This window comes from Methylomonas sp. MS20, assembly GCF_050275925.1.
GTDB lineage: Bacteria > Pseudomonadota > Gammaproteobacteria > Methylococcales > Methylomonadaceae > Methylomonas > Methylomonas koyamae_A.
Window position 1 is genome coordinate 3781934 of record NZ_CP189962.1, and the last position, 26372, is coordinate 3808305.

Genomic DNA, 26372 nt, shown 5'->3' on the forward strand with positions numbered 1-26372 from the left:
ATTACTCCCGACTTACCGAAACGTTGTAACCTTGATCTTTCAACAAAGCGTGTTTGCGAGCTTGCTCCAGATCGTACGCCACCATTTCCGCCACCATTTCCGAGAGCGTAATTTGAGGCACCCAACCTAGCTTTTCTTTGGCCTTGGTCGGATCGCCCAGCAAAGTTTCAACCTCTGCCGGCCTGAAATATCTCGGATCGATCGCAACTATATTCTGCCCAACTTGCAATGCGGGTGCCTTGTCGCCAGCGATAGACTCAACATAACCTTTTTCTTCGACGCCACTACCCTCCCAGCGAATCGTCACGCCCAATTCGCCGGCCGACATTTCAATGAATTGTCTTACAGAATATTGAACCCCAGTAGCAATAACAAAGTCGTCTGGCTGTTCTTGCTGCAACATCATCCACTGCATGCGGACATAATCCTTCGCATGCCCCCAATCCCTAAGTGAATCCATATTTCCCATGAATAAGCAACTATCCAAGCCAATAGCGATATTACTGAGACCGCGCGTGATTTTACGCGTCACGAAGGTCTCACCCCGGCGCGGGGATTCATGGTTGAACAAAATACCGTTACACGCATACATGCCATACGCTTCACGATAATTTACGGTGATCCAATAGGCATAAAGCTTGGCAACCGCGTAAGGAGAGCGCGGGTAAAATGGCGTAGTCTCTTTTTGTGGAATTTCCTGTACCAAGCCGTAAAGCTCGGACGTCGAAGCCTGATAAAACCGAGTCTGTTTCTCCATGCCTAAAAAGCGAATGGCTTCGAGCAATCTAAGCGTGCCGATCGCGTCGACGTCCGCAGTATATTCGGGCGATTCAAAAGATACCGCGACGTGACTCATAGCCCCCAAGTTATACACCTCATCTGGCCTAATTTCGCTCAAGATTCGAGTTAGGTTGGAACTATCGGTCAAATCGCCGTAATGCAGAAAAAACTTCGGATCGCGAATATGCGGATCCTGATAGATATGGTCGACCCGCTCGGTGTTAAACAACGACGACCGCCGCTTGATCCCATGCACTTCATAGCCTTTTTCCAACAAAAACTCTGCCAGATAAGAACCGTCCTGCCCGGTAATCCCAGTGACCAATGCTTTCTTTCTATTCACTATTGCTCCTCTACCATGTGGGGTACTGTTACAAAACCTTTAACGAAACTTGATATTAACCTGCCGACCGAACAATCGGAACGACATTTTTACCCGGCAAGTACTCGGGCAACACCGGCAGTAGTGACTTCATAAAATCCTGCAAGCGCCTGTCCGCGAACGAGATATCCTCGACTTTATCGACCGGAGTGACCAGACGAATCAGCGCCCCATCGGTGCGATTTAACGTAATCGCATCGTAAAACAAATACCATTTGACCAGAAACTCGTTAGTGACCTGCCGGCCTCGTTGATGAAACCAAAAATAGACCAATTGGCGACTATCGCCTTTTTGAATGATCGCGCGGCTGAGCTTGATGGAATCATCGCCTATCCGCATTTCCGGAAATTCGCGCTGTTCAAAACTAACGATCTGCCAACCGTCGCCCGGGATACAACTGCGCGGCGAATGCACAACCGCGCCTTTACGTTGCGATTGATAATAGGCACTATAAAAGTTGATTGAATTATGGGTGCCTTGTTGAACAAAGTTAACGATGACGTAATCCGTTAACTTCAATTCGTTCAGGTAATATTGAGTCAAATAGTCATTATGTCCGCGCCAGTCGCCTAATTGCGTCGGGAAATGCAGAAAAGCTTTACGCTGAGGGATAATATCCTCCCTACCCTTGAACTTCTCCGAAGCGAGCCCTCCTAAAACTACTAAGCATAGCACTGCGTAGACTGAGATATTTAGCACTGCGGGCGGCATTCGAGATTCGGCCCGCCCCCATTCTTCAGGGATTTGCACCAACTCGTTCATCGACAGGCGACGACCACTAATTCGGCTAAAGACCCACATTTCGACGAACAGCAGCACCATACACAACAGAAACACAGCCCAACCTTCGAAATCATGCAAAAAACCCTCGGCCATATCAGTCCCCCAGTTATCGACTAGCACGCCAATAACACCGATGCGAAAACTGTTCATAAAAATGGTCAGCGGCATGGATGACAAAAAGATCAGCAATTTTTGCCAAAACGGCCCCTTAAAGAGATAGGCGCATAAAAACGCCAAACTAGCCAGCGGAAACAGATAGCGCAAGCCGCTACAAGCATCAACCACTTGTAGCTTATAGACCCCTAGATCGATAACGTTTCCTTCTAAATACACCATGATGTCGCAGGCACGGATAAATTCCACGCCGAGCCAGGACGAGATCAATTGCAATTTAGAAGACAAATTGTTCAGGATGAAGTCCGGAAACGGCACCATGAAGATTAAGAACAACAGCGGCACCGCGCCGGTGCGTAAGCCCTGTGTTCCGAATGCCGCCGTAAAAATTGCGAACAAGGCCAGAATCAACCCGTACTGTTCCAGGGTTTTCACGGTAGCCAGGCCGCCGAGTACCAACAGCAATAAAGCGATGACCAACAAACCCAATCCCGCTAGGGACTGCCGAACTTCGCCAACCCAGGTCAGCTCATGCCGGCGAATCCATAACAGATAAGCGGAAATACAGGGGATAAAAAATCCATGACTGTATTCCTCCCTTTTCGTCCAAGTTGTCATCATTTCGTCGATACTGCCGCGAAACGCCAAACCCAGCAATAGAAGAGCTCCGCCCCATAACGCCCAGACCAATATTGGTTTATTTGTTTCCGTATTCATTCCGTTTGAAATTCCAAAAATTAAAAAAGCCACCGTCCGTCAGGGCGTCCAGCTGAACATCCACCATTTTCCCAGCTCAACGTGAATCGCGGATGACATCCGGATTAATCTTCCGCAGTCTCTGAAAAAATGGGATTGTTTTTATCGTCTTCGTGCAATTTCGCCTTTTCTTCCGGATAAATATGCCAAAACGATTGATCGATCGCACCGTTCGTGTATCCGTTTTTGCGATCGTGGGTGAACGGGCACCACCAATTTTCGACGACTTTGACCATGTAGGCGTGCCATTCGAACAGCGCAACGCTGTAAGGGCAATACCAAGTGCAATTCAAGATCCAAAACAATTTGGACTGGGCCAGGCTGAACTTAAACGACCCATCCATTGTAATTTGGTTTTTTAAGTTATAACGATGACTGGCCCGCTCCGGCAAAAAGTCACTCCAAGATTTCACGTTTTCGGCGCCGACCAGTTTTAAACTCCAGTAGGTCAGGTAGGCACTGAGAATCACAAATGGGAGCGTCAAAATCGGCAGATAAATGAATAGCAAACCAATCGCTCTGGAAATAACAGGCATTTGCTGGTGACGGCATCCGATGTTGACGCGCTCCGCGCAGGATTGGCAGGCTTTCATCTAAGTTTCTCCTCGGGTATTGTTGTTATGGTTTGCTCGGCATTGAGCAATTGGAAAATACTGCGACAACCCTCGCAGCAAAACCGTTTCAGCCCATCTCCGGTCAGCAGTTTAAAACCGCCAACCTTTACCGGTTGGCCGCACAAGGCGCACGGGTTAGGCTTCGCTGATGGCATCGCTAACTCAAAGACTCGGCGAAACAGCGCAAAAAAACGTTTTTAGATATTCTGTTTCCGGAACGGCCGGATGTATTGGGTGGTCGCTTCCCTGGCCATCCTCACCGAAAAACACCAAATGTCGATCAATATGCCTGGCCGAAGACCTCAGAATCTCGTGTAGATTATCCCGGCTCAAATGGTGAGAGCAAGAAGCGGATACCAGAATGCCGTCGGCTTCCAACACTTGCAACGCCAGATGGTTCAGCCGGCGGTAGGCCTCGTAACCGGACTTGAAATCTTTTTTGCGCTTGATCAACGCCGGCGGATCCAGGACGATGGCGTCGTAGTGCCGCCGTCCTTCCCGAGCTTGCTTGAGAAATTCGAAAACATCGCTTCGGACAAAGCCCATCTTATCGGCAACTCCGTTCAAGCCCGCACTGGCGGCCGCCAAAGTCAGGGCAGAGTCCGAGCTATCGACGCAACACACCTCGGCGGCGCCGGCCACAGCGGCCTGGATTCCCCAACCGCCGGCGTAACTGAACAAATCCAGCACTCTGGCGCCTTTGACTAGCGAGGCGAAGCGCGCCCTGGCATTGCGATGATCGTAAAACCAACCGGTCTTTTGCCCGGCCGCCACATCGATCAAGAAGCGGGTACCGTTCTCGACAATTTCCAACCGGTCGGGCAGCACCCCAAAAGCTAGCCGCGCTTCCGTGTTCAATCCTTCCAACTCCCGTTGCCCCGTGTCGTTCTTCAGCAGGACTGCTTCCGGGGCCAAAAATTCAACCAACAGCTTGACCAAAAGCTCGATGTGACATTCCATACCCACCGTGGTGATTTGAACCGATAAAACCGAACCGTAGCGATCGATCACCAAACCGGGCAATCCGTCGCTTTCGCCGAACACTAACCGGTAATAAGGTTGATCGAACAGACGTTCGCGCAATGTCAATGCCTGCCGCAAGCGTTGCCTAAAAAATTTCTCGCCGATTTTGACATTGGCTTTCCGAGTGAGTAGCCGAGCGCAAATCAAGGCATTCGGATTCAAATAGGCTGTACCCAAAGCATTGCCCGCATGATCGACCACGCAAACCAAATCGCCGGCCGCGAAGCCGTCCATTGGTGATTTTTGGCTGTCGATTTCATTACTAAACACCCAAAGGTGGCCTTGCCGCAGGCGCTTGTCTTCGTGCTTTTTTAGAAAAAGTTGCGGGTAAGTCATGCAGAGTCAAAGTAAATTTAATGCATAACCAGCGACGGATGTCGTTGGCGCGGCAAACTGTAAACGAAACGGCTTGGTCTGATCCGGATACAACATCCCCGACTCGAAATATTGTTCGGCCCAGAACACCCGCTCCGCGATCACGTTTCCGGATAAATCGGTCAACGTCAACCGTAAATTTGGCACCGCTTGCGGAAAGAGCCCATGATTGGAAAGAGCCCCGCTGAGCAAATAACTGCGGTCCGCCCCGGCTTGCAAATTCAATTGACGAAAAGTCATTGCCTTAAGGTTTCGATATGCGGGCAGCTGACAATGCACTGCCGAACATACGGCCGCCAAAATACTACGAATCGAGGGCCGATTGCTCAAGGCGGCGCCTTCGAAATAGAACATTTGCCCAATCAACAAGACCAACATTGCCAAAGCAGCATAGCCCCAAAAGCTAGGAGACCCGCTCCGCCCCGCAGTCACTTCGGAAAACCGCTCCGACCCAATGCCCGCGCCGCCATCCGAAGCGACTGCACTCAGCCGCGGTAACGCGTCGAAACAGCGGCCACACCCGCTACAAACCAGCAGGTCCCAGCAATTTCTTAATTCATCGATACTGATCGCTTGACTAAACTGGCAATGCGGGCAGCGGACGAACATGCATCACCCGACTTTGCGGGCATCCAGCCTACACCAATCGTCTTTGCTAATCGGCATCCCAACCTCCAATCCTTGCTGCCGATAGGCTTCGGCTACCGCCTCCGCCTGTTCATTCAAAATCCCAGACAAGATCAGCACTCCGCCCGGCCGAACTAGGCTTGTCAGTAACGGCGCCAGTTCGATCAGCGGTTTCGCCAATATATTGGCGACGACCACATCGCCGATAACGCCGGAAAACTGCTCGGGCAAATAATAATTGATTCTGGCTTGGACAGTATTTTTCTCGGCATTGTAGCGACTCGCTTCCAGTGCTTGCGGATCGATATCGACGGCGTGAGCGTACTTACCTCCCAACAACAATCCGGCAACCGCCAAAATCCCCGATCCACAACCGTAATCGATCAAATCCATGGCTTCGACCGAATGCGTGGCCAACCATTCGAGACACAATGCCGTGGTCGGATGCGTACCGGTACCGAAGGCCAAGCCGGGATCCAGCGTCATACACACCGAGCCGGATTCGCTCCGTTCCTGGCCGCTAGGACAAACCCACAAGCGTTCACCGAACTTCATCGGTTGAAAATGCTCCATCCAGGCCCGCTCCCAAACCTGATCTTGCAACACTTCCGCTACCCATTCCTGTAGCGGCCGCCCGACAAACTGGTTAAACGTCAAGGTATGGACGATGTCCGGATCGGTGTCCAACTCAAACAGACCGGTCACTCGGGTACGAGTCCATATTTTAGTTTGATCGATGGCTGGTTCGTAAACTGGCTCGTCTTCGGCGTCGCTGTAAGTCACTGAAACAGCGCCCAACTCGCTGAAGAAGTCGGATACTTCGGGTGCGGTGACTTCGTCGGTCACGACGGAAATTTGATGCCAGGCCATAAAGACGTCGAAGCAGGAGCTTCCGGCCTGTCATCGTCAAGCGATAACAGACCGGAAAGCGGTTTAATGGATACCCAGTTTCTTTTCCAGATAATGGATGTTCTGGCACCCTTGCGCAAATGCCGCGTCCGCCATGATACTCTGCTGCAACGGAATATTGGTTTTAATACCGTCAATCACCATTTCGCTGAGCGCGGTCTTCATTCGGGCAATGGCACTAGCTCTATCGTCGCCGTGAGCGATCAACTTCCCTATCATGGAATCGTAATACGGCGGCACTTTATAACCGTTGTAAATATGCGTTTCGCAACGTATCCCCGGGCCACCCGGCATATGGAATTGTTCTATCACGCCAGGACAAGGCATAAAAGTCTTGGGATCCTCGGCATTCAAGCGGCATTCGATCGCATGGCCGGTAAACACGACCTGTTCCTGAGTAATCGAAAGTTTCTCACCGGCCGCGATCCGCAGTTGTTCCTTAACGATATCGAAGCCGGTGATCATTTCGGTCACAGGGTGCTCGACTTGAACCCGCGTATTCATCTCGATAAAGTAAAACTCGCCTTTTTCGTATAGGAATTCGAAAGTGCCGGCACCCAAATAACCGATCTCACGACACGCCAATGCGCAACGTTCACCCATCTGTTTGCGCTGCTCCGGCGTAATACCCGGCGCGGGCGCTTCCTCCACCACTTTCTGGTGACGGCGCTGCATCGAACAGTCGCGCTCGCCCAGATGTATGGCGTTGCCATGGGAATCGGCCAAAACCTGAAATTCGATATGCCGAGGATCTTCCAGGAATTTTTCCATATACACCGTACTGTTGCCAAATGCGGTCCCAGCTTCGGCTTTGGTCAGGTTGATGGCGTTCAACAACGCGCTCTCGGTATGCACGGTACGCATGCCGCGTCCGCCGCCACCGCCCGCCGCCTTGATGATCACCGGATAGCCGATTTCCCTGGCCATTTTCAGGTTGGTGTCGTCATCGTCTCCCAACGGATCCCCGTTGCCCGGCACGCAGGGAATCCCGGCTGCCTGCATCGCTTTTTTCGCGGAGATCTTGTCGCCCATCATCCGAATGGTATCCGGTTTAGGGCCTATGAACACAAAACCACTCTGACTGACTTTCTCGGAAAAATCGGCATTTTCCGATAAAAAACCGTAACCCGGATGTATCGCCTCGGCATCGGTCACCTCCGCCGCGCTAATGATGGCCGGGATATTCAGATAGCTTGCCGACGACGCGGCGGGACCGATACAGACCGCTTCGTCGGCCAAGCGAACGTGTTTCAGATCGCGGTCGGCTTCGGAATACACCGCCACGGTTTTGACGCCCAGCTCTCGACAAGCTCTCAAGATGCGCAATGCGATCTCGCCGCGATTGGCGATAACTATTTTTTCGAACATAGCCCCCCCTATAGTCCGTTATTCAATAATGAACAAAGGTTGGCCGTATTCGACCGGATGGGCGTTTTCAACCAGAATTTGCTTAATCTTGCCGCTCTTGTCCGCTTCAATCTGATTGAGGATTTTCATCGCCTCGATGATGCAAAGCGTTTGGCCAACGCTGACAGTTTGTCCGAGCTCGACAAAGGCCGCGGAGCCCGGCGACGCGGAGCGATAAAAGGTACCGACCATCGGCGATTTGACGACATGGCCGCTCACTTTTTCCTCGACCGGAGCAGAAACCGGCGCCGATGCGGCTGCAGGCGCGGCGGCTACCGGAGCCGGAGCTTGGGTAAACACCGGTGCCGGTGCCGATGAAGAATAACGGCTGATGCGTACCGACTCCTCGCCCTCGCTAATTTCTATCTCAGCAATATCGGATTCTTCGATAAGATCGATCAATTTTTTTATTTTTCTAATATCCATTGTTCTGAGTTCTCGTTAATAAAATCTGATGGGCGGCTTGCAAAGCCAATTCGTAACCGTGCGCTCCCAATCCGCAAATCACACCGACGGCGATATCGGAAAAGTAAGAGTGACTCCGGAACGGCTCGCGGGCATGCACATTGGACAAATGCACTTCGATGAAGGCAATCTTGGTGGCTAACAAGGCATCGCGGATTGCCACGCTAGTATGGGTAAAAGCGGCCGGATTGATCAATATAAAGTCAACGCCGCGCTGGTATGCCTGATGAATATGGTCGATCAGTTCGTGTTCGGCATTGCTCTGCATGAAATCCAACTCATGGCCCAACTCGGAGGCCAACCGATCGAGTTTTTCATGTATGTCGCTCAAGGTTTGCTTGCCGTAAATTCCCGGTTCCCGGACACCTAACAGGTTCAAATTGGGTCCGTTTAGAACGGTGATGATCGCCATGCAAAGTGAAAACGAAGGTTGATCGAATAGGCGGGAATTCTGCCTAATTTGTGTGTTTTTGTCCAGATAAACTGATTTATATCCATTAACACGACATTTTCCGGACAAATCGCTTATTTTTTCGACAGCATTCCTTCCAGCACTTCCAGCGCTTGGGTTCGAGTCAATTCGCCGAGCTGACGATGCACGATCCGGCCTTGTCTGTCGATGATAACCGTGAACGGCACGGTATTAATCACGTTACCGAGTTGATGAGCCAGCGCGATACCGTTATCGCCGCCGATTAAAATTGGATAGTTGACCGGCCGGCGCTGCAAGTACTCGAGTACCGGCGGCTTGTCTTCGATCGCGACACCGACAAAACGCACGCCGCGACCGCCAAATTCCTGCTGAATTTTGACGAATTCCGTCATCTCCTTTAAGCAGGGCGGACACCAAGTCGCCCAAAAGTTGACGATGACAATATCGCCGCGCCATTGACGGAGGGCTTGCGGCTTGTCATCCAAATCCGGCAACGTGAAATCGGCCGCCAGGGGAACCTCGGCTTCGGCCCCAGGCTGAACCGAGCGGAAATACCAACCGCCGCCCAAGGCCAGAAGCCCGATTAGAATTCCAACCGACACCATCGCGAATTTTCGGGTCATAAGCCTTTCAATGTTTGTAAAAAAGTCTCGGCATCTTGATATCCGATCACTCGGCGATCAGCTTTCTCGCGACCGTCGGCTCCGAAAAATATAATGCCGGGCGGCCCGATCAAGTCGAAGCGTTTCAGCAAAGCCTGATCGGCATCGCTATTGTCGGTCACATCCGCTTGCAGTAACACGAAACCGGCCAACGTTTGTTTCACAGCCGAATCCGCAAAGGTATAGGCTTCCATTTCCTTGCAGGAAATGCACCACTCGGCATAGAAATCCAGCATGACAGACTTGCCGGCCGACGCCGCTTGCTGGATACGCTGCTCAAGTTCGGCCAGCGTCTTAACCCGTTCGAACAGCGGCTTGGACGCGGCTTCTGCCCTACCGCCCGCAAATACGCCCCGCATCGGCTGGAGGGGATTAGTGTTACCGGCGCTCAACCCGATTAACTCCAAGATGCCCAACACCAACAAAATGATGCCGACGCCCTTCCACAACTTGCGCCAACCCGACGCCGAATCGGGCAACGGGTCGATGGCGTTCAAGAAGATCGCGGGAATGACCAACAGCATTGCATACAAAAACATCGACGCTTGGGCTGGAATCACCCGCGCCAACATCCAAACCGCCACCGCCAGCATTAACACGCCAAACACGCTTTTGGTCGTATTCAGCCAGGCCCCGGCCTTGGGCAACAAGCGGCCCGCGGATGCCCCCAGCAGCAACAGCGGCATTCCCATGCCCAAACCCATCGCGAACAACGCCGACCCGCCCAGCCAGACATCGCCGGTCTGACCGATATAGATCAACGCAGCCGCCAACGGTGCGGCAACGCACGGGCCGACCACCAGCGACGACAAAGCCCCCATGATCGCCGCGCCCCAATACGAACCGTCTCGATGGCGGTCGCTAGAGCGATGCAAGCGTTCCTGCAACGCTTTCGGCACTTCCAGGTTGTAAAAACCGAACATCGACAACGACAGCAACACAAACAAACCGGCGAATACCGCAATCACCCAGGGCTGCTGAAAAATTACCTGCAAATTGCTGCCGAACTGGGCCGCCAACACACCGAAGACGGTGTACATCGTCGCCGACGCCAAAACATAGCTCAACGACAGCAAGAACGCCTTGCGTGTACCGATGTCGCCATGACCGACAATAATGCCGGACAAAATCGGAATCATCGGAAATACGCAAGGGGTAAAGGCCAGCAATAGACCAAAACCGAAGAAACTCAGCCAAGTCAGCGGCAGACTGTCGCGGCGCAGGGCATCGACGATACGATCCTGCTCCGACACCACCGGCGGCGTTGACGCGACAACGGCAGAAAGCTCGGCCGATTCGGCGGCTTCCGGCAACGCCACCTCGACGACTTGTTGCATAGGCGGATAGCAGACGCCGCGATCGGCGCAACCTTGAAACTTGGCCAGTACTTGCAAGGTCTCGGCGGCACGATTGTCTCGCGTCAGCGGGATATCCACACTGACATTCCGTCGGTAAATTTGCACCTGCCCGAATTCCTCGTCGTGGTACGCCTCGCCTTCCGGCAATTGCAACGGCGTCAAGGCGGAGTGGGCCGGCGTTTTAAGTTGCACGGCCAGCTTATCCTTGTACAAATAATAACCGTCGGCAATCCGCCAATTCACCCGTAGCACGTTGGCGCCCACCGCCTCGGCAAAAAACTGAAAGGCTTGCTCCGGCGGCAATAATTCGCTGGAAAACAATCCCGGCGTCAGACCTTTCAGACCTTGCACGAATTGATTTAAGCCACCGGTCGCCGAGGCCCCGACAGTCGCAACCGGCAAGTCGATATCCAGCACCACTTTCTGCGGCGGATAACACACCCCGACATCCGCGCAACCTTGATATTTGACCAACAACTTCAACTGCCGCTCGTGCGTGCCGTTGATCAACGGCAGTTTGACGTCCAGATTGTCCCGATAGACCACGACATCGCCGAGTGTCGCGTCATGCTCTTCCGCGCCGGTCGGTAATGGCACCGTAGCGAGGGAGATTGACTCGGTCCGCGACTGAATCTTAATTTTGTCGCGGTACAAATGATAGCCGTCGGCAATCCGCCAGTTCAGTGCGACATGCTCCGTATCGCTGGCGGCGACAGTCAAACGAAAGGCTTGGTCGGGAGGCAAAAAATCCTGACTGTCCAAGGCCACCGCGTGAGTAAAAAACCCGAACAGCAAAAACAGCGAGATCAATCGATAGCAAGGCATGAATTCATCCAATGTAAATAATCCGCCGAACCGCGTTCGATCGGCAGCGCGATAATTTCGGGCACGTCATAGGGATGCAGTTGCTTCAGCAAAGCCTCCAATTCGGCGTAGCGTTCGCGATGACTTTTAATCAGCAGTAAATGTTCCCCGGCCGATTCGATGGCACCCTGCCATGCGTACACCGAGCGAACGCCCGGCAAGATGTTGACGCAAGCCGCCAATTTAGCGGCAACCAGTTCGCGCGCCAGATGCTCGGCGATGTCGGCATCCGGGCAAGTACAAAAGATTAACAATGGCATATCGATATTATCCTGGAAATCCGCCGGATATGCTTTTAGTATTGCTGGTTTTTTCGCTGATCGAGACCGCCATGAAACCCTTGCCCTTTCTGTTAGCCGCCATTTTGATCGTCCCGTTCGTGGAAATTTATCTGCTATTGATGGTCGGCGGCATCATCGGCGTCTTGCCGACGATATTTCTGGTGATTTTTACCGCCGCACTGGGGACTTGGTTGCTGCGTACGCAGGGGTTCGCCACCTGGCAACGCTTTCAAGCGGCATTGCGGCAAGGCGAGATTCCGGCTTATGAAATGATTGAAGGTCCGATTTTATTGGTTGGCGGCGCACTGTTGCTGACACCGGGCTTTTTCACCGACGCGATCGGCTTCGCCTGCTTGGTGCCTGGATTGCGCCGAAAAATTGCTCAATACGTGTTGGAACGCTATTTGGTACCGATGGCGGGTAGTTCCACCGCCGGTGCTCAGCGGGTGGTCATTGACGGCGAATACAAAAAACAGGACTAAGCCGGCGACCCAGGGCTCTCGCCATCGGCCGCCGGAACAATATTATTGGCTGTCGGCGTTTTGGTTCAATGTGTTTTTATCGAAGCCGGAATAGGCGGGACACCAGCCGAAATAACTGGTCGCGATCAGAACGCCGCCGACCAATAACATCAGGATGCTGGCGGTAAACAGGGAAACAAACACCAGTACGATGCCGGAAACCATGCGGACTTTCTTATCTTTGTCGCCGATATTGTGTTCAAACTTGATCAAACGTTTATAATCGAAGCTCATCTCCAATCCTCTCTGTGTAGTATTTATTGTTAGTCCTGACGCAAGGCTTTCCCTCAAGAGCTCGCAAATATACACAGCTCCCCAAATTCTGCAAGTTATTAAAATGGACGTCTCAACGATAATCGCGCCGCTGAACGACGATCAGCGCCTGGCCGTTTCCGCGCCGATGCAGGCCATGCTGGTCCTGGCGGGAGCCGGCAGCGGCAAAACCCGAGTGTTGGTACACCGCATCGCTTGGCACGTACAAATCAACCACATATCGCCCTATCACATCCTGGCCGTCACGTTTACCAACAAAGCCGCCAATGAAATGCGCCACCGCATCGAGGAATTGCTGAATACCTCGGCGCGCTCGATGTGGATAGGCACCTTTCACGGCCTGGCTCACCGCCTGCTACGCCAACACGCCAAGCAAGCCAAATTGCCAGACACCTTTCAGGTCATGGACAGCGACGACCAATTGCGCATCGTCAAACGTTTGCTAAAAAGCCTGGAGCTGGACGACAGCAAGTGGCCGGCCAAGCAAGTGCAATGGTTCATCAACGCCCAAAAGGACGAGGGCATCCGCGCCCGCCACATGTCGCAAGCCGACGACTTTTACCACCGGCAAATGCAACGCATCTATCTGGCCTACGAAGAACTCTGCGACCGCTCCGGCTTGGTCGACTTCGCCGAGCTGCTGCTGCGCGCCCACGAACTGTTGCGCGACAACGAAGACTTGCTGGCCTTTTACCGCGAGCGCTTCCGGCAAGTCCACGTCGACGAGTTCCAAGATACCAACACGATCCAGTATGCTTGGCTACGCCTGCTGACCGAAGGCAACAACAATCTGTTCGTCGTTGGCGACGACGACCAATCCATCTACGGCTGGCGCGGCGCCAAGATCGAAAACATTTTCGCCTTCCAAAAACATTATCCGGAACACGGCATCGTCAGACTGGAGCAGAACTATCGCTCCACCGGCCACATTCTCAAGGCCGCCAATGTGTTGATCGCCAACAACGAAAACCGGATGGGCAAGGAGCTGTGGACGGCGGCCGGCGACGGCCACGCAATAGGGGTTTACGCGGCTTTCAACGAACAGGACGAAGCCTATTTTGTCGTCGAAAAAATCAGACAATGGGTACGCGACGGCGGCCTGCGTAGCGAAGTCGCTATTCTTTACCGCTCCAACGCCCAATCCCGACAATTCGAGGAGCGCTTAATGACCACGGCCGTGCCCTACCGGGTCTACGGCGGCTTGCGCTTCTTCGAACGGATGGAAATCAAGAACGCTCTGGCCTATTTACGCCTGTCCAGCAATAGGGACGACGAAGCCTCATTCGAGCGAGTAGTCAACACGCCGACGCGCGGCATCGGCGCGAAAACGCTGGACGACATGCGTATTCTGGCGCGGGAACGCGGCGTTTCGCTTTGGCGAGCCGCCGAGTGCATGCTGGGCGAAAAGCAACTGAGCGCCCGTGCCGCCAATGCCCTGCAAGGCTTCATGAATCTGATCGAGGCCATAGCCCTGGCGACCGACGGCATGAACCTCTACGAGACCGTCAAATACGTCGTCGAGGCCAGCGGCCTGATCGAACTGTATAAAAAAGAAAAACAGGACAAGGGCGAAGCCAGGGTCGAAAACCTGGAAGAGCTGGTCAACGCCGCCAAGCTGTTCGATTACGACAGTGAAAACGCCGAAAACCTGTCGGAACTGGATATGTTCCTGGCGCATGCCGCGCTGGAAGCCGGCGAAATGCAGGGAGAAGCCGACCAGGACTGCGTGCAATTAATGACTTTACATTCCGCCAAGGGCTTGGAATTCAAACTGGTCTTTCTGGTCGGCATGGAGGAAGGTCTGTTTCCGTCGCAGCAAGCGGTTGACGAACCCGGCCGTTTGCAGGAAGAACGCCGGCTGTGTTATGTCGGCATCACCCGCGCGATGCAACAACTTTACCTGACCTATGCCGAGTCGCGCCGCTTATATGGCAAGGACAGCTATCCGAGACCGTCGCGCTTTCTTCGGGAAATCCCCCCGGAAGCCCTGACCGAAATTCGCCTGCGCGCCAACGTCACCCGCCCAGCCTCATCCAGTCCGGCCACGCTAGGCTCGATGGTCGATCAGAACGCCAGTTTTCGGCTGGGTCAGGCGGTCAGGCACGAGAAATTCGGCGAAGGCGTGGTGTTGCAAACCGAGGGCAGCGGCGACCAAGAAAAGGTACAGATCAATTTCCGCAACGCCGGCATCAAATGGCTGATGTTGGCTTATGCCAAATTGGACAAGGCATAAAAAAGCCGCCGTCCGAAAACTCTCGGACGGCGGCTTAAGCAGTAACGTCGATTAACCGGCGAAATCTTCGTGCACGGTAATGACTTTCAACGAGTTGGTACCGCCGCTATGACCGGTGGCATCGCCCTTGGTGATGATGAAAGAATCGCCGTCGGCAACTAAACCACGATTTCTTAATTTTTCGATGATGTAACGGTTGACCTCCGCGTTCGCCATTTTTTCGTGCGTGAACGGAATCGGGAACACACCGCGATACAGAGTAACCCGGCCCAAGGTTTTCTCGTGACTACTGAACGCGTAGATCGGAATGCCCGAGCTGATCCGCGACATCCACAACGGCGTCGAGCCGGTTTCGGTCAACGAGGCGATCCCGCTGATCTTGGTGTGGTTGGCCATGTACATCGCCGACATCGCAATCGCTTCGTCCACATGATCAAAGCTATCGGTCATCCGATGCTTGGACTTGATCACCGCAGGCTGCTTCTCGGTTTCCATGCAGATGCGCACCATCGCTTCGACCGTTTTGACCGGATGTTTGCCGGATGCGGTTTCCGCCGACAACATGATCGCATCGGTTCCGTCGACGATCGCATTCGCAACGTCGAAAACCTCGGCGCGTGTCGGAATCGGGTTTTCGATCATCGACTCCATCATCTGAGTCGCCGTGATCACCGCCCGGTTCAATTCGCGAGAACGTTTGATCAAATGCTTTTGTGCCGCCGGCAGATTGGCGTCGCCGATCTCCACACCCAAGTCGCCTCGGGCCACCATGATCACATCCGAGGCCATGATGATTTCGTCGATGACCTCCATGGCTTCTGCGCGCTCGACCTTGGCCACCAAGCCCGCGGTAGAGCCGGCGGCCAACAGCAAGGCACGCGCTTCGTGCATGTCGTCGGCGGTACGCGGAAAGGAAATCGCCACGTAATCGGCCTGGATGATCGCGATGGTCTTGATGTCTTCCTTGTCTTTGTCGGTCAATGCCGCAGCCGACAAACCGCCGCCCAACAAGTTGATGCCCTTGTTGTTGGATAGATCGCCGCCGACGACGACCTTGGTATTCACCCGGGCGTTGTCCACGACATTCACGACGTCCAGCACCACCCGACCGTCATCCAGCAGCAAGCGCGTGCCCGGCTTGACTTCCCGAGCCAGCGGCTCGTAGCTGATGCCGACCTGGGTGTTGTCGCCGTCCAGTTTGCCGAGGTTGATGTCCAGCGCAAAGTCCTGGCCTTCTTCCAGCCAAACTTTGTTTTCCTTGAAGCGCTCGATACGGATTTTAGGGCCTTGCAAGTCGGCCAAAATGCCGACCCGGCGACCGCTTTTTTTGCTCAACTCGCGAACCCGGTTGGCGCGATCAATGTGATCTTGCGCCGAACCGTGCGAGAAATTTAAACGGACAACATCGATGCCTGCCTTGAACAAATCTTCAAGCACGCCGGGTTTGTCCGTGGCGGGTCCCAGCGTCGCCAGGATTTTTGTTCTACGTAACTGCATGTATTCCCTTTATTTGGCGTTGTACAAAGCGACGGTGGTGTCCAGCATCCGGTTAGAGAAGCCCCATTCGTTGTCGTACCAGGACAGTACTTTGACGAAGTTTCCGCCGGTGACTTTGGTCAGACCCGCTTCGTAAATCGAGGAATGCGGATTGTGGTTGAAGTCGGAAGACACCAAAGGCTCGTCGTTGATCGCCAAAATACCTTTCAAGGAACCGTTGGCCGCTTCGCGCAAAATGCCGTCGATTTCTTCCTTGGTGGTATTGCGAGACGCCTGGAAGCACAAATCGACCACCGAGACGTTGATGGTCGGAACCCGCATCGCGAAACCGTCCAACTTGCCTTTCATTTCCGGCAACACCAAGCCAACAGCGGCGGCGGCACCGGTTTTGGTCGGAATCATCGATTGGGTGGCGGAACGCGCGCGATGCAAGTCGCTGTGATACACGTCGGTCAGTACTTGGTCGTTGGTATAGGAATGAATCGTGGTCATCAAGCCATGATCGACGCCGATGGTATCCATCAGCGGTTTCACCAGCGGCGCCAAGCAGTTGGTGGTGCAAGAAGCGTTGGAAATGACGGTATCGCTCGCTTTCAAGCTGGTGTGGTTAACGCCGTAAACAACGGTCGCATCGACATCGTTACCGCCCGGCGCGGAAATAATGACTTTTTTGGCGCCGGCGGAGAGGTGGGCGGACGCTTTGGCTTTGCTGGTGAAAAAACCGGTACACTCGTGCACGACGTCGATACCCAACTCGGCCCAAGGCAATTTAGCCGGATCGCGTTCCGCCAGAACCCGGATGCGATCGCCGTTGACCACAATGTAATCACCATCGACGGAAACATCGAACGGGAATTTACCGTGCACGGTATCGTACTTGGTCAAGTGTGCATTGGTTTTGGAATCGCCCAAATCGTTGATCGCGACGATTTGAATCTCGTTGGTGCGACCAGATTCGTACAACGCGCGCAAGACATTGCGACCGATACGACCGTAACCGTTAATTGCAACTTTAATTGCCATAGAGTTTTCTCCGGGATGAGTGTGAAGGACTAACTTCAAGATGTGCGGAAAGCACTAAAAATAGCGCTGATTGTAGCAAACCCCGACAAACAACGTCTACCGCGCAACCGCGCGGCAAAGCCGGAACCGGCGTTGGCTTGCGTTACAATGGGCGCCGATTCCGCAAATAAGACCCAACCATGAATATCCAGTGGTACCCCGGCCACATGCATAAGGCCAGCAAAGAGATCAAGGAAGCCCTGCCCGACATCGACCTATTGATCGAAATTCTCGACGCCCGCATTCCCTACAGTAGCCAGAATCCGATGCTAGCCCGGCTGCGCGACGACAAACCGACTATACGCATCCTCAATAAGACCGATCTGGCCGATCCCGAGGTCACCAAACTTTGGCAGGACTACCTGGAACGCGAACAAGGCGTCAAAACCCTGGCCCTCACCAGCCAGCAAACCGACAAAGTCAGGCAAATCGTCGATCTGTGCCACAAAATGCTGGCCGACAAACTGGCCGCCGGCAAAGTCCTGCGGACCATGATCATGGGCATCCCCAACGTCGGCAAATCGACGATCATCAATATCCTGGCCGGCCGCGTCATTGCCAAGACCGGCAACGAACCTGCCGTCACCAAGCGCCAACAACGCATCAACCTGAGCAACAACTTGGTGCTGTCCGACACGCCGGGCGTGTTATGGCCCAATGTCGAAAACCGCCACGGCGGTTACCGCTTGGCCGTGACCGGCGCGATCAAGGACACCGCCTTCCAGCACGACGACATCGCCCTCTATGCGTTGGAGTACCTGACCCAGGCATATCCCGAGCAACTGAAAACCCGCTACCGGTTGGAACCACTGCCGGGCGAAGCGCTGGCCGTGCTGCAAGCGATCGGCGCCAAACGCGGCTGCCTACGTAGCGGTGGCATCGTGGAACTGGACAAGGCCGCCAAACTGCTGTTGACCGAACTCCGAGCCGGCACGCTGGGCCGCATCAGCCTGGAAACCCCGGACATGATCGAGCGCGAACTACTGGACGTCGCCGCATTGCGGGAAGAAAAAGCCGCCAAGCAAGCGGCGAAGCGGCGCGGCAACCGACCGCAATAGGCCGCTAGGCCCCGCGCCAGCGGAAACTCGAGCGGCTCGATCCAGCTAGGCCTTCATCACCTTATAAATATAATGCTCGCCGGCATGATTAACGGTGCTTTCCTCCAATGTCACCGAAAAACCGAATTCCGGGGCGATGTGTTTCGGATCGTGTTCCTCGCCGACGAATTGCGAATAGGGAATATAGATGCGGGTATGTTCGCTAATGTAGTCCTTCACTTGATGAAAAAACCGTTTCAATATCTCGCGGCCACCGTCCTCGTTCAGGCCAAAAGTGCCGTCGCACGGGTAATAATTGAAATTGAATACGATCAGGTCGAACAGCCGGTGCGGCACGTCGGCGAATAAATCGCTGTGCAGGAAATCGATAGGCGCCAGATTGGGATTCAAGCGGGTATTTTCCAAGGTACACAGCACCGCGTCCCGATTAAAATCCACACCCAACACGTTCTCGCAACCCATCTTTTTCAATAAAAACGCGAAATAGCCGCTACCGCAGCCCATGTCCAACGCCGTTTCGGCGGGCGGCTGCCGCTGCATGAAATTGCCGAAAAACGAGCTAGTCAGTCCGAAATCGGACGGAAACACGTTTTTGGCGATTTTCAAGGTAATGCCGTCCAACTCGGTGATGTACGGCTGTTTGTCCAAGTAGTGGGAAAGCTCTTGTTTGCGAGCTTCGATGCTCATATCCAACGGATTCATAGGCGGCAAAATTGGGTAGTTGAAGGAGACTGTCGATTACTTGGGCATGCTACCGCAATTCCCGGCGCCAGCTCAAACCCGAACCTACTCGCCGTTCCGCCTCGAGCCCCGAATCGAAACACCTCCGCCACCTCCCGCGCCGCTCGCGTCGGGCGCCAATCGACTGCGGGCAATTTGCCCGGCAATTTCGGGCAAATCTCGGCTTACCGCGCGCCGCTAGCCCCTTAAACTCCGCGGGTCTCGACCGCACGCCGGCCGGACGATCTCCTTCAACCCCTATTCGAGAACATCCCAATGAACACCCATTTATTCGACGACAGCCGTATCCGCTGGCAAACCCTGGCCGGCTTCGACCACTTGCACTATTTCATTCTGCACATCGATAGCGAAGCCCAGATTATCGATGTGCTCTTTAAATTCGCCGCCGGCCAACAAATCGTGTTGCATCGCCACAAGGCGCCGAATTACATTTTCGTCATTCAAGGCGAGCATCGCCTATACCACGCCGACGGCAGCTTGAAGGAAATCCGGCCGACCGGCCGCTACACCGTCAGCCCCGCCAGCGACGAGCCGCACCGGGAAGGCGGCGGCGACATCGACGTGGTACTGTTGTTCAGCATACGCGGTAGCGGCGTGCTCTACGAAATCCTCGACGACGACGCCAACGTGATCGGCACGCTGGCAATGGCGGACTTCATCGCTTTGCACAATGCGCAACCAGCGTTAACCGATGGATAAGCACCCTGCCACCAGCTCCCGAGGCCGGGCGATCTTCGCGCGGCCATTACGATTCGGCACTGCTCAAGCGGCCTTCGTGCTAGACTCGCGCGAATTTCCAACACCGCCGAGATTAACGCCATGGCCGGAACGCGGACCAGCCACACCCACCCGCTGCAAATTGCCGAAGTGCGCGCCAGCCCGTCGCACGGACGGATCGGCATCACCTTTTGCCCCGGCAAGCACGACCGCTTTGCCCACACCGGCGTCTGGGAGCGCGATCTCGGCGTCGATTTGGATGCCATCGCCGCCTGGGGCGCCAAACTGATATTAACCCTGGTGGAACCGGCGGAACTGACCGCGCTTAAGGTTCCGCAACTCGGCCACGAAATTCGTAGACGCGGCATCGAGTGGCTGCATTTGCCGATCGCCGACTATTCGGTTCCCACCCACGCTTTCGAGCAACAATGGCTAACCCAAGGCGCCGACATCCGCCGGCGCTTACGTAAGGGTGAAGACTTGCTGGTACATTGCAAGGGTGGCCTGGGCCGGGCCGGCATGATCGCCGCGCGGCTACTGGTGGAACTAGGCATGAACCCGGAAGCAGCAATTCATGCGGTGCGCCACGCGCGCAAGGGCGCCATCGAAACCCCGGCGCAACTGGCGCTGGTCCGCCGCACCCAGCCGATTCCCTAACCCGCCGACATGACTGCCCTCGATACCGCCAAACTTTCACGGGTAGGCGGACAACTGGGCAGCAATCCGGCCGGCGTTTTTCAAGAGGGTAACGGCCAACGCTATTACGTGAAGACGCTAGAATCGGCCGCCCACGCCCGCAACGAATGGCTCGCCGCCCAGCTCTACCAACTGGCTGGCGCACCGACCCTACGCTACGTAAGCACCTCGGCGCCAGACCAAATAGCGACCGAATGGGTCACACTGGAAAAGAAATGCCTGGCCCATTTCACCGACCGCGAGCGCGAACAAGCGCGGCAATGGTTCGGCGTGCACGCCTGGACCGCCAACTGGGACGCCGCCGGCTTCAACGGCGATAACCAAGGCGTTGCCGGCGGCCAAGTCCTGACGCTGGACGTCGGCGGCGCCCTGGCCTTCCGCGCCCAGGGCGACCCCAAGGGCAAGGCGTTCGGTATCCGCGTTGACGAGCTGGACGTCTTGCGCCGCGACGACGCCAACCCTCACGCCGTCAAGCTGTTCGCCGAGATGACATCTGAACAAATCGAACAAGCCATCCTGGTCGTCGTTCGCATTCCGGACGATGAGATTCGTCAGGTCGTCTTAGCCAGCGGCGGTTCGCCAGCGCTAGCCGACAAGATGCTCGCCCGCAAAGCCGATATGGCTCGGCGTATCGCCTGGAATGAATAACTCAGGGATACCGGAATATCTAGCGGAGACGGCGTAATCGGAGCAATTTCTAAGCCCGGTGTAAAAAGGTCCGATTAGCGGAATTACTGAAATAGAGGAAGGCATCCTGGGTCAGAAATCGGCCAATTTCTGCCTGTCGCAACCGGCTGCTTTATGGCGAGAGATTAGCCCGGAATAAAGTAATTATCCCAAGAACGGTCAGTCGCGTATTAAGAAGGTATGTAGCTACCCATCCAGAAAAATAAACAGTTAAAATTCGTAAAAAATGCCTAGATTACTGCGGTAAGTGATGATATACAGAAACCATATAAACAATCGTTAGATATTTTTCCCATGCAGACGAACGAAATCATTCGTGCTCTCGGCAATCCGAACACTCTTGAGAATCTATATCAGACCAAACCAACTGAATTCATAGCTTGGTTAGTCGAAGCAACGGAGCAATATCCCGAATCCGAAACTCTACGAGTTTGGAATGCTCGCGTAGCTTATTCGGAATATCCATCTTCGGATAAGTCGGGAACGAAAAAGTTTTACGTTTTCCTCATCTCTATTCTCGCAGGTTCTTTGGTAAAACTACATGCTCTCCCATTCATAGATGCGGATTGGTATCTGGCACGATTCGTTCCTGTCATCTTGATTGGGTCATTAATAAGCTACTTCTTATCTTCGGAGCCGAATCAAAACAAGGCTGTTCCTATATTAGGGATTCTGGTTTGTATAATTGTATTGTTATTTCTACCAGATATAAAAGGATCGGCATCGATAAAAATGTCGCTGATCCATATGCCTCTAGTTTTATTGTCATTGTTAGCATTGACTTTCATGGGTAGTGATTGGCATTCCAACAGATCAAAGGTTTTATTTGTGGCTTACCTCGGTGAGGTGCTGATTTACGCATCCGTAATTTTGCTGGGTGGAATGGTTCTTACCTTTCTGACTTTTGCACTATTCTCGCTGATCCATATTGGAATGGAGCAATGGTATCTGAACTACGTTGTTGTCTTCGGCTTGGTTGCATCACCCGTTGTTGCGACTTATCTTTACGATGTTGTATTGGGAAGAGGGAGTCGCTTGGCAACCACCATCGCTAACATTTTTTCGCCATTGGTTCTTGTAACGATTTGTGTGTACTTGCTGGCAATCATTGCCCAAGGGAAAAGTCCGTATTCCGACCGAGATTTTCTGATCACAATTAATGGGCTTTTGCTTGTTGTTCTGGCGATTACAGTTTATTCGGTGTCAGGAAAAGACTCGATGGATAACCGACGTATAATCGATTTCGTAAATATTTGTTTAGTTACGGTAAGCGCTTAACAACAAATCACCATGCATTAAAATAGCGAGATTTCAGGTGTGGTGGTAGCGACAGAATGCGGGCAAGAGCAATAGAATTGAACGAAAGCGAACGAGAGCAGCTCCAGCAAATTATCAAAAAAGGGAGCGATTGGCGAGAACGGGAGCGGGCACAGACCATTTTGATGTTAGCCAATGGCCAGACAGTCATTGCGATTGCAGAACAGCAAGGCGTGAAACCGGAAGCTATACGGGAGCGGCGGCGGAAGTGGTGGAGAAATGGGCTGAACAGTTTACCGGATCAACCCCGCAGTGGTGCACCAAGTAAATTGACTGACGCGCATCGATGCCGGCTCAAAGAATGGATCGATGCGGAACCTTTAAACTGCCGGGCATTGGTCAGTCGTCTAACGACGGAATGCGACGTGACGATTAGCGCCAGCACCTTGCGGAACGAGTTAAAACGGATGGGCTATGTATGGAAGCGCACCCGTTACAGTTTAAAAAAAAGCGTGATCCCGAGCGCTTCGAGCGGGCCCAACACGACATTGCCGCACTGATTCAGCAAGCGCAAGCCGGCGAAATCGAATTGGCCTATGTGGATGAGGCCGGATTTGCACCACAACCACCGAATCGTTCGGCTTGGACCAAAAGCGGAGAAGTTCATGCCATTACCGCTAAACGCGCGCAGCGGATGAACGTCATTGGCGCTTTGCTTTCATCGGGTCGATTAATGCTGACTAAGCTGTGGCAAAGCGTCAATGGTCTGTGGTTTTTTGGCTTTCTGATGGCATTGGTCCAACGCGTCAGCAAGCCATTGGTGGTGATTTTAGATAATGCGTCCATTCATACGGCCAAAAAACTGAAGCCGTATTGGGATTTGCTGGAAGAGAAAGGTATTCGATTTTATTTCCTGCCGCCCTATAGCCCTGAGTTGAATCGGATTGAATTGCTGTGGCATAAAATGAAATATGAATGGCTGCCATTCAAAACATTTATGCCGGATGAGCTTGAGCAGGCTATTGACGAAATTGGCCGAGGGTTTGGCTCACAATACACGCTAACTTTTTGCTAAGAGCTTAACACTCGTAATCAATACTTACGCACTTTCCGCAATACTTTTCAGGTGGGCGGAATATGGTGTAACTCCCAATCGCGTATCTGTAACTGGCGCTAATATACTCATATTTTGGCATTTAATCTTTATTCTGAGGGATTACATTGCGCAAATCAGGCAGCAATGCTCATCAGAACGATTGCTCAATACTGTTACTAAATATCTTCCACTTTATACCGGTTGGTCTATCTTAATGGTTATCGGGTTACCTCTGGCATTTAGCTTCGAATGAAAATACTTATTACCCCGGCCAACACATGGCGGCTTTGTTAACATTAGAAGTCAATATTGTACTGATCCGCTTTCAGCATTGAATAGATAGCGTTACTTTGTAAATGACCGATATTAGGATGTTTAAATCCATATCCGAATGTCGCTTCTGGGTCGGTAACCGCCCACCAACTCCTCCTCGACTCATCGTAACAACTCTAACGCGTAGAAAAAATCTCCGCTCGAATAAGTTGGCCAGCATGGCGTTCGGAGAGATTACAAACCGCGCGAGTCGCAAACGGTGCGGCGGTTGTTATTTTCCAAGACCCCGAATTTGGCAATGCCGCGCGCTGGTTGTGTTTGCGGTAACGGCTAAATCCAACAACGATTTGCCAGGTTTTTATCGCCAATGCGGATGCGTTCAGTCAAAGGGCGGGAACTAGTGTTTCTGGCTTTAGACGCTTTAGTTCCCTTCGGCTCCGCTCAGGGAACGACCGGCTCCGCCCAGGGAGTGATCGACTTCATTCGGGGGAACAATCGCCTCCTCTCGGGGAACAACCTGCGCGCTCTCCGAACGGAGTCGAGGCAAACGTCCTGCGTTCTCGGAACCGAATCGAGGGGGATCGCGCCGGTCGGTTCAATCATTGCAAGCCCGAATCAATACTATCGGGGCGATACGCGTTAAAAACTTACCCTGGCGGTAATTCCCGCCCTCTAACGAAACAAAATCCAATCGCTAAATATGCCTGCTACCCAACCCGCCCGCGCCGTTTTAGACCCAACAATCCCACCAGGCCACTACCCATTAACCAAACAGCCCCCGGTATCGGCACGGCCGACAATCGTCCGGGAGTCACCGCCCATACGTAGTGTTGATAAGTCTTCCGGTGGTTGGCCTGACTACTGTAATAGGCTTCAAAAAACCACGCGCTACCGGGGGAAGCCGCATTCTCGGTACCTGACCAGTACGAAGAGGCTTGCTCGTGGTCGAAGCTACTGGTATTGGGAATGGAATTAGACGCCGAACCGTCCAATTCGCCGTAAACCAATTGGCCCAGTTCGTTGCCGGCGCTGCCGTCGTATCCGTCGGTGGCATTACTGGTTGGCAAGCGCCATTGCGAGCTGCCGCCATAGTTGACGCGATTCAGTAAGCCAACGAAAGCTTGCGCGCCAAACCAGTTGGCTCTACCGTCCGACGAAAAATCGGTGGTTTTCACGGTGTAAGAACCGGTGTAACCGTCGAAGCTGTTGGGCGTGTCGCTAACGGTAGGGCTAGCGGCGATAATGGCTTGGATGACGTTTCGGAAACCGTAAGTGCTTTCCAGCGTAGCCAACAGATTGGCGTCTTGCGTCCAGGTCACGTTGCCGACGCTGCTGTAGACCAAACCAACGTCATCGGCACCGGTAAAGCTGGTCAGCGTGGCGTTGGCGTTGAACGCGGCGGCGCCGAGCAAAACGCCGAAGGTAAGTAGCCTGTGTGTCATGAGTAAACTCCTTGGATATGGGTTGCGCGCGACAGTTAGAGTTCATATCGACCCAGCCCAACGATCGAAATACATAGGGCGTCAACGTCGCGATTTTGGGATTTAAGTGCCTAAAAAAGAATTGGATTCACTGCCGTATTACCAGAGACGACGGAAAGTCATTTTCTCCGCAAACCCAGCAATCCCATCAGCCCAGTTCCAAACAACGCTAACGCGCCCGGTACCGGCACCGAGGTCACTTGCCCAGGGCTAACGAGCCAAACCAGATGCCCGCGACCCTTTTCATCGTAGCCCTGGGCACCTTTTCGAGCGTCAAAGCCCCACGCCGCAGCCTGGTTGGAAGTGAACTCAATACCAGACCAGTAGGCTACCGGCGATTCGTTGTCGAAGGCTGGGGTGTTGGGAATAAACTTGCCGGCGGTACCGTTCAATTCGCTATAAAACAATTGGCCTAGTTCGTTACCGGCGGTGCCGTTAAAACCGACAATGGCATTGCTGGTCGGCAAGCGCCATTGGTGGCTGCCGCCGTAGTCGATGCTGTTTAAGTAATTGGCGAAGGCGATAGCCCCCCACCAACTTAGGAAGCCTGAAGAGGGAATGTTGACATTGAAACTGCCGAAATCGCTCGCCGTCAAGGTTACTTGCGGCCCGGATGAGGCGTAATAATTCGTTGTAGGCGTCAACGCGATAACCCGGCTGATTAGCGAATGGTCGGCATTGGACAGGGTTTTGAACAAATTGGCGTCTTGCGTCCAAGTCACGTTGCCGACGCTACTGTAGACCAAGCCAGCGCCGTCGGTACCGGTGTAACTGGTCAAGCTGGCGTGGACGTTTAACGTCGCGCCGCCGAGTAACAATCCCAAGGCAACTAAAGTTTTACGGGTATTCATGAATTTCTCCTTTCAATCAATGAGCAAAAAATGACAATCGACTATTGCTTAGAGGCTATCTTGAGTCAGGACAAACAGGTTTCGAGCTCGTCCTC

General features: G+C 53.5%; 27 protein-coding genes. 9 read left to right on the forward strand and 18 right to left on the reverse strand.

Annotated features, from left to right (window positions below):
* Position 1: 1 nt before the first annotated feature.
* The 12 genes from gmd to cutA form a co-directional block, all read right to left on the reverse strand.
* Positions 2-1123, reverse strand: coding sequence for a GDP-mannose 4,6-dehydratase (gmd, locus tag ACQE3D_RS16845; RefSeq protein ID WP_064031511.1), 1122 nt, complete (start codon positions 1121-1123; stop codon positions 2-4).
* A 55-nt stretch (positions 1124-1178) separates the two neighbouring features.
* Positions 1179-2777: a VPLPA-CTERM-specific exosortase XrtD gene (gene xrtD / locus ACQE3D_RS16850; RefSeq protein ID WP_427551011.1), complete on the reverse strand. Its 1599-nt coding sequence runs from the start codon at positions 2775-2777 to the stop codon at positions 1179-1181.
* A gap of 104 nt (positions 2778-2881) precedes the next feature.
* On the reverse strand, positions 2882-3409 hold the full coding sequence (locus ACQE3D_RS16855) for a hypothetical protein (RefSeq protein WP_313729659.1): 528 nt from the start codon (positions 3407-3409) through the stop codon (positions 2882-2884).
* A 183-nt stretch (positions 3410-3592) separates the two neighbouring features.
* Positions 3593-4789 carry a class I SAM-dependent rRNA methyltransferase gene (locus ACQE3D_RS16860; protein ID WP_071155502.1) on the reverse strand — a complete coding sequence of 399 codons (1197 nt, stop codon included), beginning with the start codon at positions 4787-4789 and terminating at the stop codon, positions 3593-3595.
* Between the two features lie 6 nt (positions 4790-4795).
* Positions 4796-5437, reverse strand: a complete 642-nt coding sequence (locus ACQE3D_RS16865) for a DUF3426 domain-containing protein (protein ID WP_313729658.1) — start codon at positions 5435-5437, stop codon at positions 4796-4798.
* Positions 5438-5440: 3 nt separating this feature from the next.
* Positions 5441-6325 (reverse strand): 50S ribosomal protein L11 methyltransferase, encoded by an 885-nt coding sequence (gene prmA / locus ACQE3D_RS16870; protein ID WP_071155498.1) that lies wholly within the window; start codon positions 6323-6325, stop codon positions 5441-5443.
* Between the two features lie 63 nt (positions 6326-6388).
* Positions 6389-7732 (reverse strand): acetyl-CoA carboxylase biotin carboxylase subunit, encoded by a 1344-nt coding sequence (accC, locus tag ACQE3D_RS16875; RefSeq protein ID WP_064031517.1) that lies wholly within the window; start codon positions 7730-7732, stop codon positions 6389-6391.
* Positions 7733-7750: 18 nt separating this feature from the next.
* Positions 7751-8197 (reverse strand): acetyl-CoA carboxylase biotin carboxyl carrier protein, encoded by a 447-nt coding sequence (accB, locus tag ACQE3D_RS16880; protein WP_168032507.1) that lies wholly within the window; start codon positions 8195-8197, stop codon positions 7751-7753.
* On the reverse strand, positions 8187-8648 hold the full coding sequence (gene aroQ, locus ACQE3D_RS16885; RefSeq protein ID WP_168032506.1) for a type II 3-dehydroquinate dehydratase: 462 nt from the start codon (positions 8646-8648) through the stop codon (positions 8187-8189). The genes accB and aroQ overlap by 11 nt, the downstream gene beginning before the upstream one ends.
* 113 nt (positions 8649-8761) lie before the next feature.
* The gene (locus ACQE3D_RS16890; protein WP_313729657.1) at positions 8762-9292 is read right to left on the reverse strand and encodes a TlpA family protein disulfide reductase; all 531 of its coding nucleotides are present in this window, start codon (positions 9290-9292) and stop codon (positions 8762-8764) included.
* Positions 9289-11514 (reverse strand): protein-disulfide reductase DsbD, encoded by a 2226-nt coding sequence (gene dsbD / locus ACQE3D_RS16895; protein ID WP_313729656.1) that lies wholly within the window; start codon positions 11512-11514, stop codon positions 9289-9291. Before dsbD ends, ACQE3D_RS16890 begins: the two co-directional genes overlap by 4 nt.
* Positions 11496-11813, reverse strand: a complete 318-nt coding sequence (gene cutA / locus ACQE3D_RS16900; RefSeq protein ID WP_064031522.1) for a divalent-cation tolerance protein CutA — start codon at positions 11811-11813, stop codon at positions 11496-11498. Before cutA ends, dsbD begins: the two co-directional genes overlap by 19 nt.
* A gap of 71 nt (positions 11814-11884) precedes the next feature.
* Here cutA and ACQE3D_RS16905 point away from each other — a divergent pair, with 71 nt between their 5' ends.
* Complete coding sequence (locus ACQE3D_RS16905) at positions 11885-12316, forward strand: FxsA family protein (protein WP_281020999.1); 432 nt, start codon at positions 11885-11887, stop codon at positions 12314-12316.
* Positions 12317-12358: 42 nt separating this feature from the next.
* Here the strand turns inward: ACQE3D_RS16905 and ACQE3D_RS16910 are convergent, their stop codons facing one another.
* Entirely contained in the window at positions 12359-12589 is a 231-nt protein-coding gene (locus ACQE3D_RS16910) for a YgaP family membrane protein (protein ID WP_064031523.1), read from the reverse strand.
* A gap of 103 nt (positions 12590-12692) precedes the next feature.
* Here ACQE3D_RS16910 and uvrD point away from each other — a divergent pair, with 103 nt between their 5' ends.
* Positions 12693-14861 (forward strand): DNA helicase II, encoded by a 2169-nt coding sequence (gene uvrD / locus ACQE3D_RS16915; RefSeq protein ID WP_281021001.1) that lies wholly within the window; start codon positions 12693-12695, stop codon positions 14859-14861.
* 51 nt (positions 14862-14912) lie between these two features.
* On the opposite strand, the gene pyk is transcribed toward uvrD, so the two are convergent.
* Positions 14913-16358 (reverse strand): pyruvate kinase, encoded by a 1446-nt coding sequence (gene pyk / locus ACQE3D_RS16920; protein WP_064031525.1) that lies wholly within the window; start codon positions 16356-16358, stop codon positions 14913-14915.
* A gap of 9 nt (positions 16359-16367) precedes the next feature.
* A complete protein-coding gene (gene gap / locus ACQE3D_RS16925) occupies positions 16368-17381 on the reverse strand; it encodes a type I glyceraldehyde-3-phosphate dehydrogenase (protein ID WP_064031526.1) in 1014 nt (337 codons plus the stop codon).
* A 179-nt stretch (positions 17382-17560) separates the two neighbouring features.
* On the opposite strand from gap, the gene ylqF reads away from it, so the two are divergent.
* On the forward strand, positions 17561-18478 hold the full coding sequence (gene ylqF / locus ACQE3D_RS16930) for a ribosome biogenesis GTPase YlqF (protein ID WP_313729655.1): 918 nt from the start codon (positions 17561-17563) through the stop codon (positions 18476-18478).
* A 45-nt stretch (positions 18479-18523) separates the two neighbouring features.
* Here ylqF and ACQE3D_RS16935 read toward each other — a convergent pair whose 3' ends face one another.
* Positions 18524-19165, reverse strand: coding sequence for a methyltransferase (locus ACQE3D_RS16935; protein WP_313729654.1), 642 nt, complete (start codon positions 19163-19165; stop codon positions 18524-18526).
* Between the two features lie 309 nt (positions 19166-19474).
* Between ACQE3D_RS16935 and ACQE3D_RS16940 the strand changes: the two genes are divergently transcribed.
* The 6 genes from ACQE3D_RS16940 to ACQE3D_RS16965 all read left to right on the forward strand — a co-directional run bounded on the left by ACQE3D_RS16940 (position 19475) and on the right by ACQE3D_RS16965 (position 23651).
* Entirely contained in the window at positions 19475-19918 is a 444-nt protein-coding gene (locus tag ACQE3D_RS16940; protein WP_313729653.1) for a cupin domain-containing protein, read from the forward strand.
* A gap of 120 nt (positions 19919-20038) precedes the next feature.
* Complete coding sequence (locus ACQE3D_RS16945) at positions 20039-20593, forward strand: cyclin-dependent kinase inhibitor 3 family protein (RefSeq protein ID WP_064031531.1); 555 nt, start codon at positions 20039-20041, stop codon at positions 20591-20593.
* A gap of 9 nt (positions 20594-20602) precedes the next feature.
* Positions 20603-21280 (forward strand): hypothetical protein, encoded by a 678-nt coding sequence (locus ACQE3D_RS16950; protein ID WP_313729652.1) that lies wholly within the window; start codon positions 20603-20605, stop codon positions 21278-21280.
* A 333-nt stretch (positions 21281-21613) separates the two neighbouring features.
* A complete protein-coding gene (locus tag ACQE3D_RS16955; protein ID WP_313729651.1) occupies positions 21614-22597 on the forward strand; it encodes a hypothetical protein in 984 nt (327 codons plus the stop codon).
* Between the two features lie 77 nt (positions 22598-22674).
* A complete protein-coding gene (locus ACQE3D_RS16960; RefSeq protein WP_427550980.1) occupies positions 22675-23136 on the forward strand; it encodes a helix-turn-helix domain-containing protein in 462 nt (153 codons plus the stop codon).
* Positions 23055-23651, forward strand: coding sequence for an IS630 family transposase (locus ACQE3D_RS16965; RefSeq protein WP_313728407.1), 597 nt, complete (start codon positions 23055-23057; stop codon positions 23649-23651). Before ACQE3D_RS16960 ends, ACQE3D_RS16965 begins: the two co-directional genes overlap by 82 nt.
* 1001 nt (positions 23652-24652) lie before the next feature.
* Here the strand turns inward: ACQE3D_RS16965 and ACQE3D_RS16970 are convergent.
* Together ACQE3D_RS16970 and ACQE3D_RS16975 are read right to left on the reverse strand one after the other, a co-directional pair.
* Complete coding sequence (locus ACQE3D_RS16970) at positions 24653-25387, reverse strand: DUF1566 domain-containing protein (RefSeq protein WP_313729650.1); 735 nt, start codon at positions 25385-25387, stop codon at positions 24653-24655.
* Between the two features lie 158 nt (positions 25388-25545).
* Positions 25546-26277, reverse strand: coding sequence for a DUF1566 domain-containing protein (locus tag ACQE3D_RS16975; protein ID WP_313729649.1), 732 nt, complete (start codon positions 26275-26277; stop codon positions 25546-25548).
* Between the last annotated feature and the right edge of the window lie 95 nt (positions 26278-26372).

Bases quoted from the DNA above. Each gene is read 5' to 3' on its own strand.
- xrtD (WP_427551011.1), bottom strand. From the start codon at position 2,777: ATGAATACGGAAACAAATAAACCAATATTGGTCTGGGCGTTATGGGGC.
- ACQE3D_RS16855 (WP_313729659.1), bottom strand. From the start codon at position 3,409: ATGAAAGCCTGCCAATCCTGCGCGGAGCGCGTCAACATCGGATGCCGT.
- ACQE3D_RS16860 (WP_071155502.1), bottom strand. From the start codon at position 4,789: ATGACTTACCCGCAACTTTTTCTAAAAAAGCACGAAGACAAGCGCCTG.
- ACQE3D_RS16865 (WP_313729658.1), bottom strand. From the start codon at position 5,437: ATGTTCGTCCGCTGCCCGCATTGCCAGTTTAGTCAAGCGATCAGTATC.
- prmA (WP_071155498.1), bottom strand. From the start codon at position 6,325: ATGGCCTGGCATCAAATTTCCGTCGTGACCGACGAAGTCACCGCACCC.
- accC (WP_064031517.1), bottom strand. From the start codon at position 7,732: ATGTTCGAAAAAATAGTTATCGCCAATCGCGGCGAGATCGCATTGCGC.
- accB (WP_168032507.1), bottom strand. From the start codon at position 8,197: ATGGATATTAGAAAAATAAAAAAATTGATCGATCTTATCGAAGAATCC.
- aroQ (WP_168032506.1), bottom strand. From the start codon at position 8,648: ATGGCGATCATCACCGTTCTAAACGGACCCAATTTGAACCTGTTAGGT.
- ACQE3D_RS16890 (WP_313729657.1), bottom strand. From the start codon at position 9,292: ATGACCCGAAAATTCGCGATGGTGTCGGTTGGAATTCTAATCGGGCTT.
- dsbD (WP_313729656.1), bottom strand. From the start codon at position 11,514: ATGCCTTGCTATCGATTGATCTCGCTGTTTTTGCTGTTCGGGTTTTTT.
- cutA (WP_064031522.1), bottom strand. From the start codon at position 11,813: ATGCCATTGTTAATCTTTTGTACTTGCCCGGATGCCGACATCGCCGAG.
- ACQE3D_RS16905 (WP_281020999.1), top strand. From the start codon at position 11,885: ATGAAACCCTTGCCCTTTCTGTTAGCCGCCATTTTGATCGTCCCGTTC.
- ACQE3D_RS16910 (WP_064031523.1), bottom strand. From the start codon at position 12,589: ATGAGCTTCGATTATAAACGTTTGATCAAGTTTGAACACAATATCGGC.
- uvrD (WP_281021001.1), top strand. From the start codon at position 12,693: ATGGACGTCTCAACGATAATCGCGCCGCTGAACGACGATCAGCGCCTG.
- pyk (WP_064031525.1), bottom strand. From the start codon at position 16,358: ATGCAGTTACGTAGAACAAAAATCCTGGCGACGCTGGGACCCGCCACG.
- gap (WP_064031526.1), bottom strand. From the start codon at position 17,381: ATGGCAATTAAAGTTGCAATTAACGGTTACGGTCGTATCGGTCGCAAT.
- ylqF (WP_313729655.1), top strand. From the start codon at position 17,561: ATGAATATCCAGTGGTACCCCGGCCACATGCATAAGGCCAGCAAAGAG.
- ACQE3D_RS16935 (WP_313729654.1), bottom strand. From the start codon at position 19,165: ATGAGCATCGAAGCTCGCAAACAAGAGCTTTCCCACTACTTGGACAAA.
- ACQE3D_RS16940 (WP_313729653.1), top strand. From the start codon at position 19,475: ATGAACACCCATTTATTCGACGACAGCCGTATCCGCTGGCAAACCCTG.
- ACQE3D_RS16945 (WP_064031531.1), top strand. From the start codon at position 20,039: ATGGCCGGAACGCGGACCAGCCACACCCACCCGCTGCAAATTGCCGAA.
- ACQE3D_RS16950 (WP_313729652.1), top strand. From the start codon at position 20,603: ATGACTGCCCTCGATACCGCCAAACTTTCACGGGTAGGCGGACAACTG.
- ACQE3D_RS16955 (WP_313729651.1), top strand. From the start codon at position 21,614: ATGCAGACGAACGAAATCATTCGTGCTCTCGGCAATCCGAACACTCTT.
- ACQE3D_RS16965 (WP_313728407.1), top strand. From the start codon at position 23,055: ATGGAAGCGCACCCGTTACAGTTTAAAAAAAAGCGTGATCCCGAGCGC.
- ACQE3D_RS16970 (WP_313729650.1), bottom strand. From the start codon at position 25,387: ATGACACACAGGCTACTTACCTTCGGCGTTTTGCTCGGCGCCGCCGCG.
- ACQE3D_RS16975 (WP_313729649.1), bottom strand. From the start codon at position 26,277: ATGAATACCCGTAAAACTTTAGTTGCCTTGGGATTGTTACTCGGCGGC.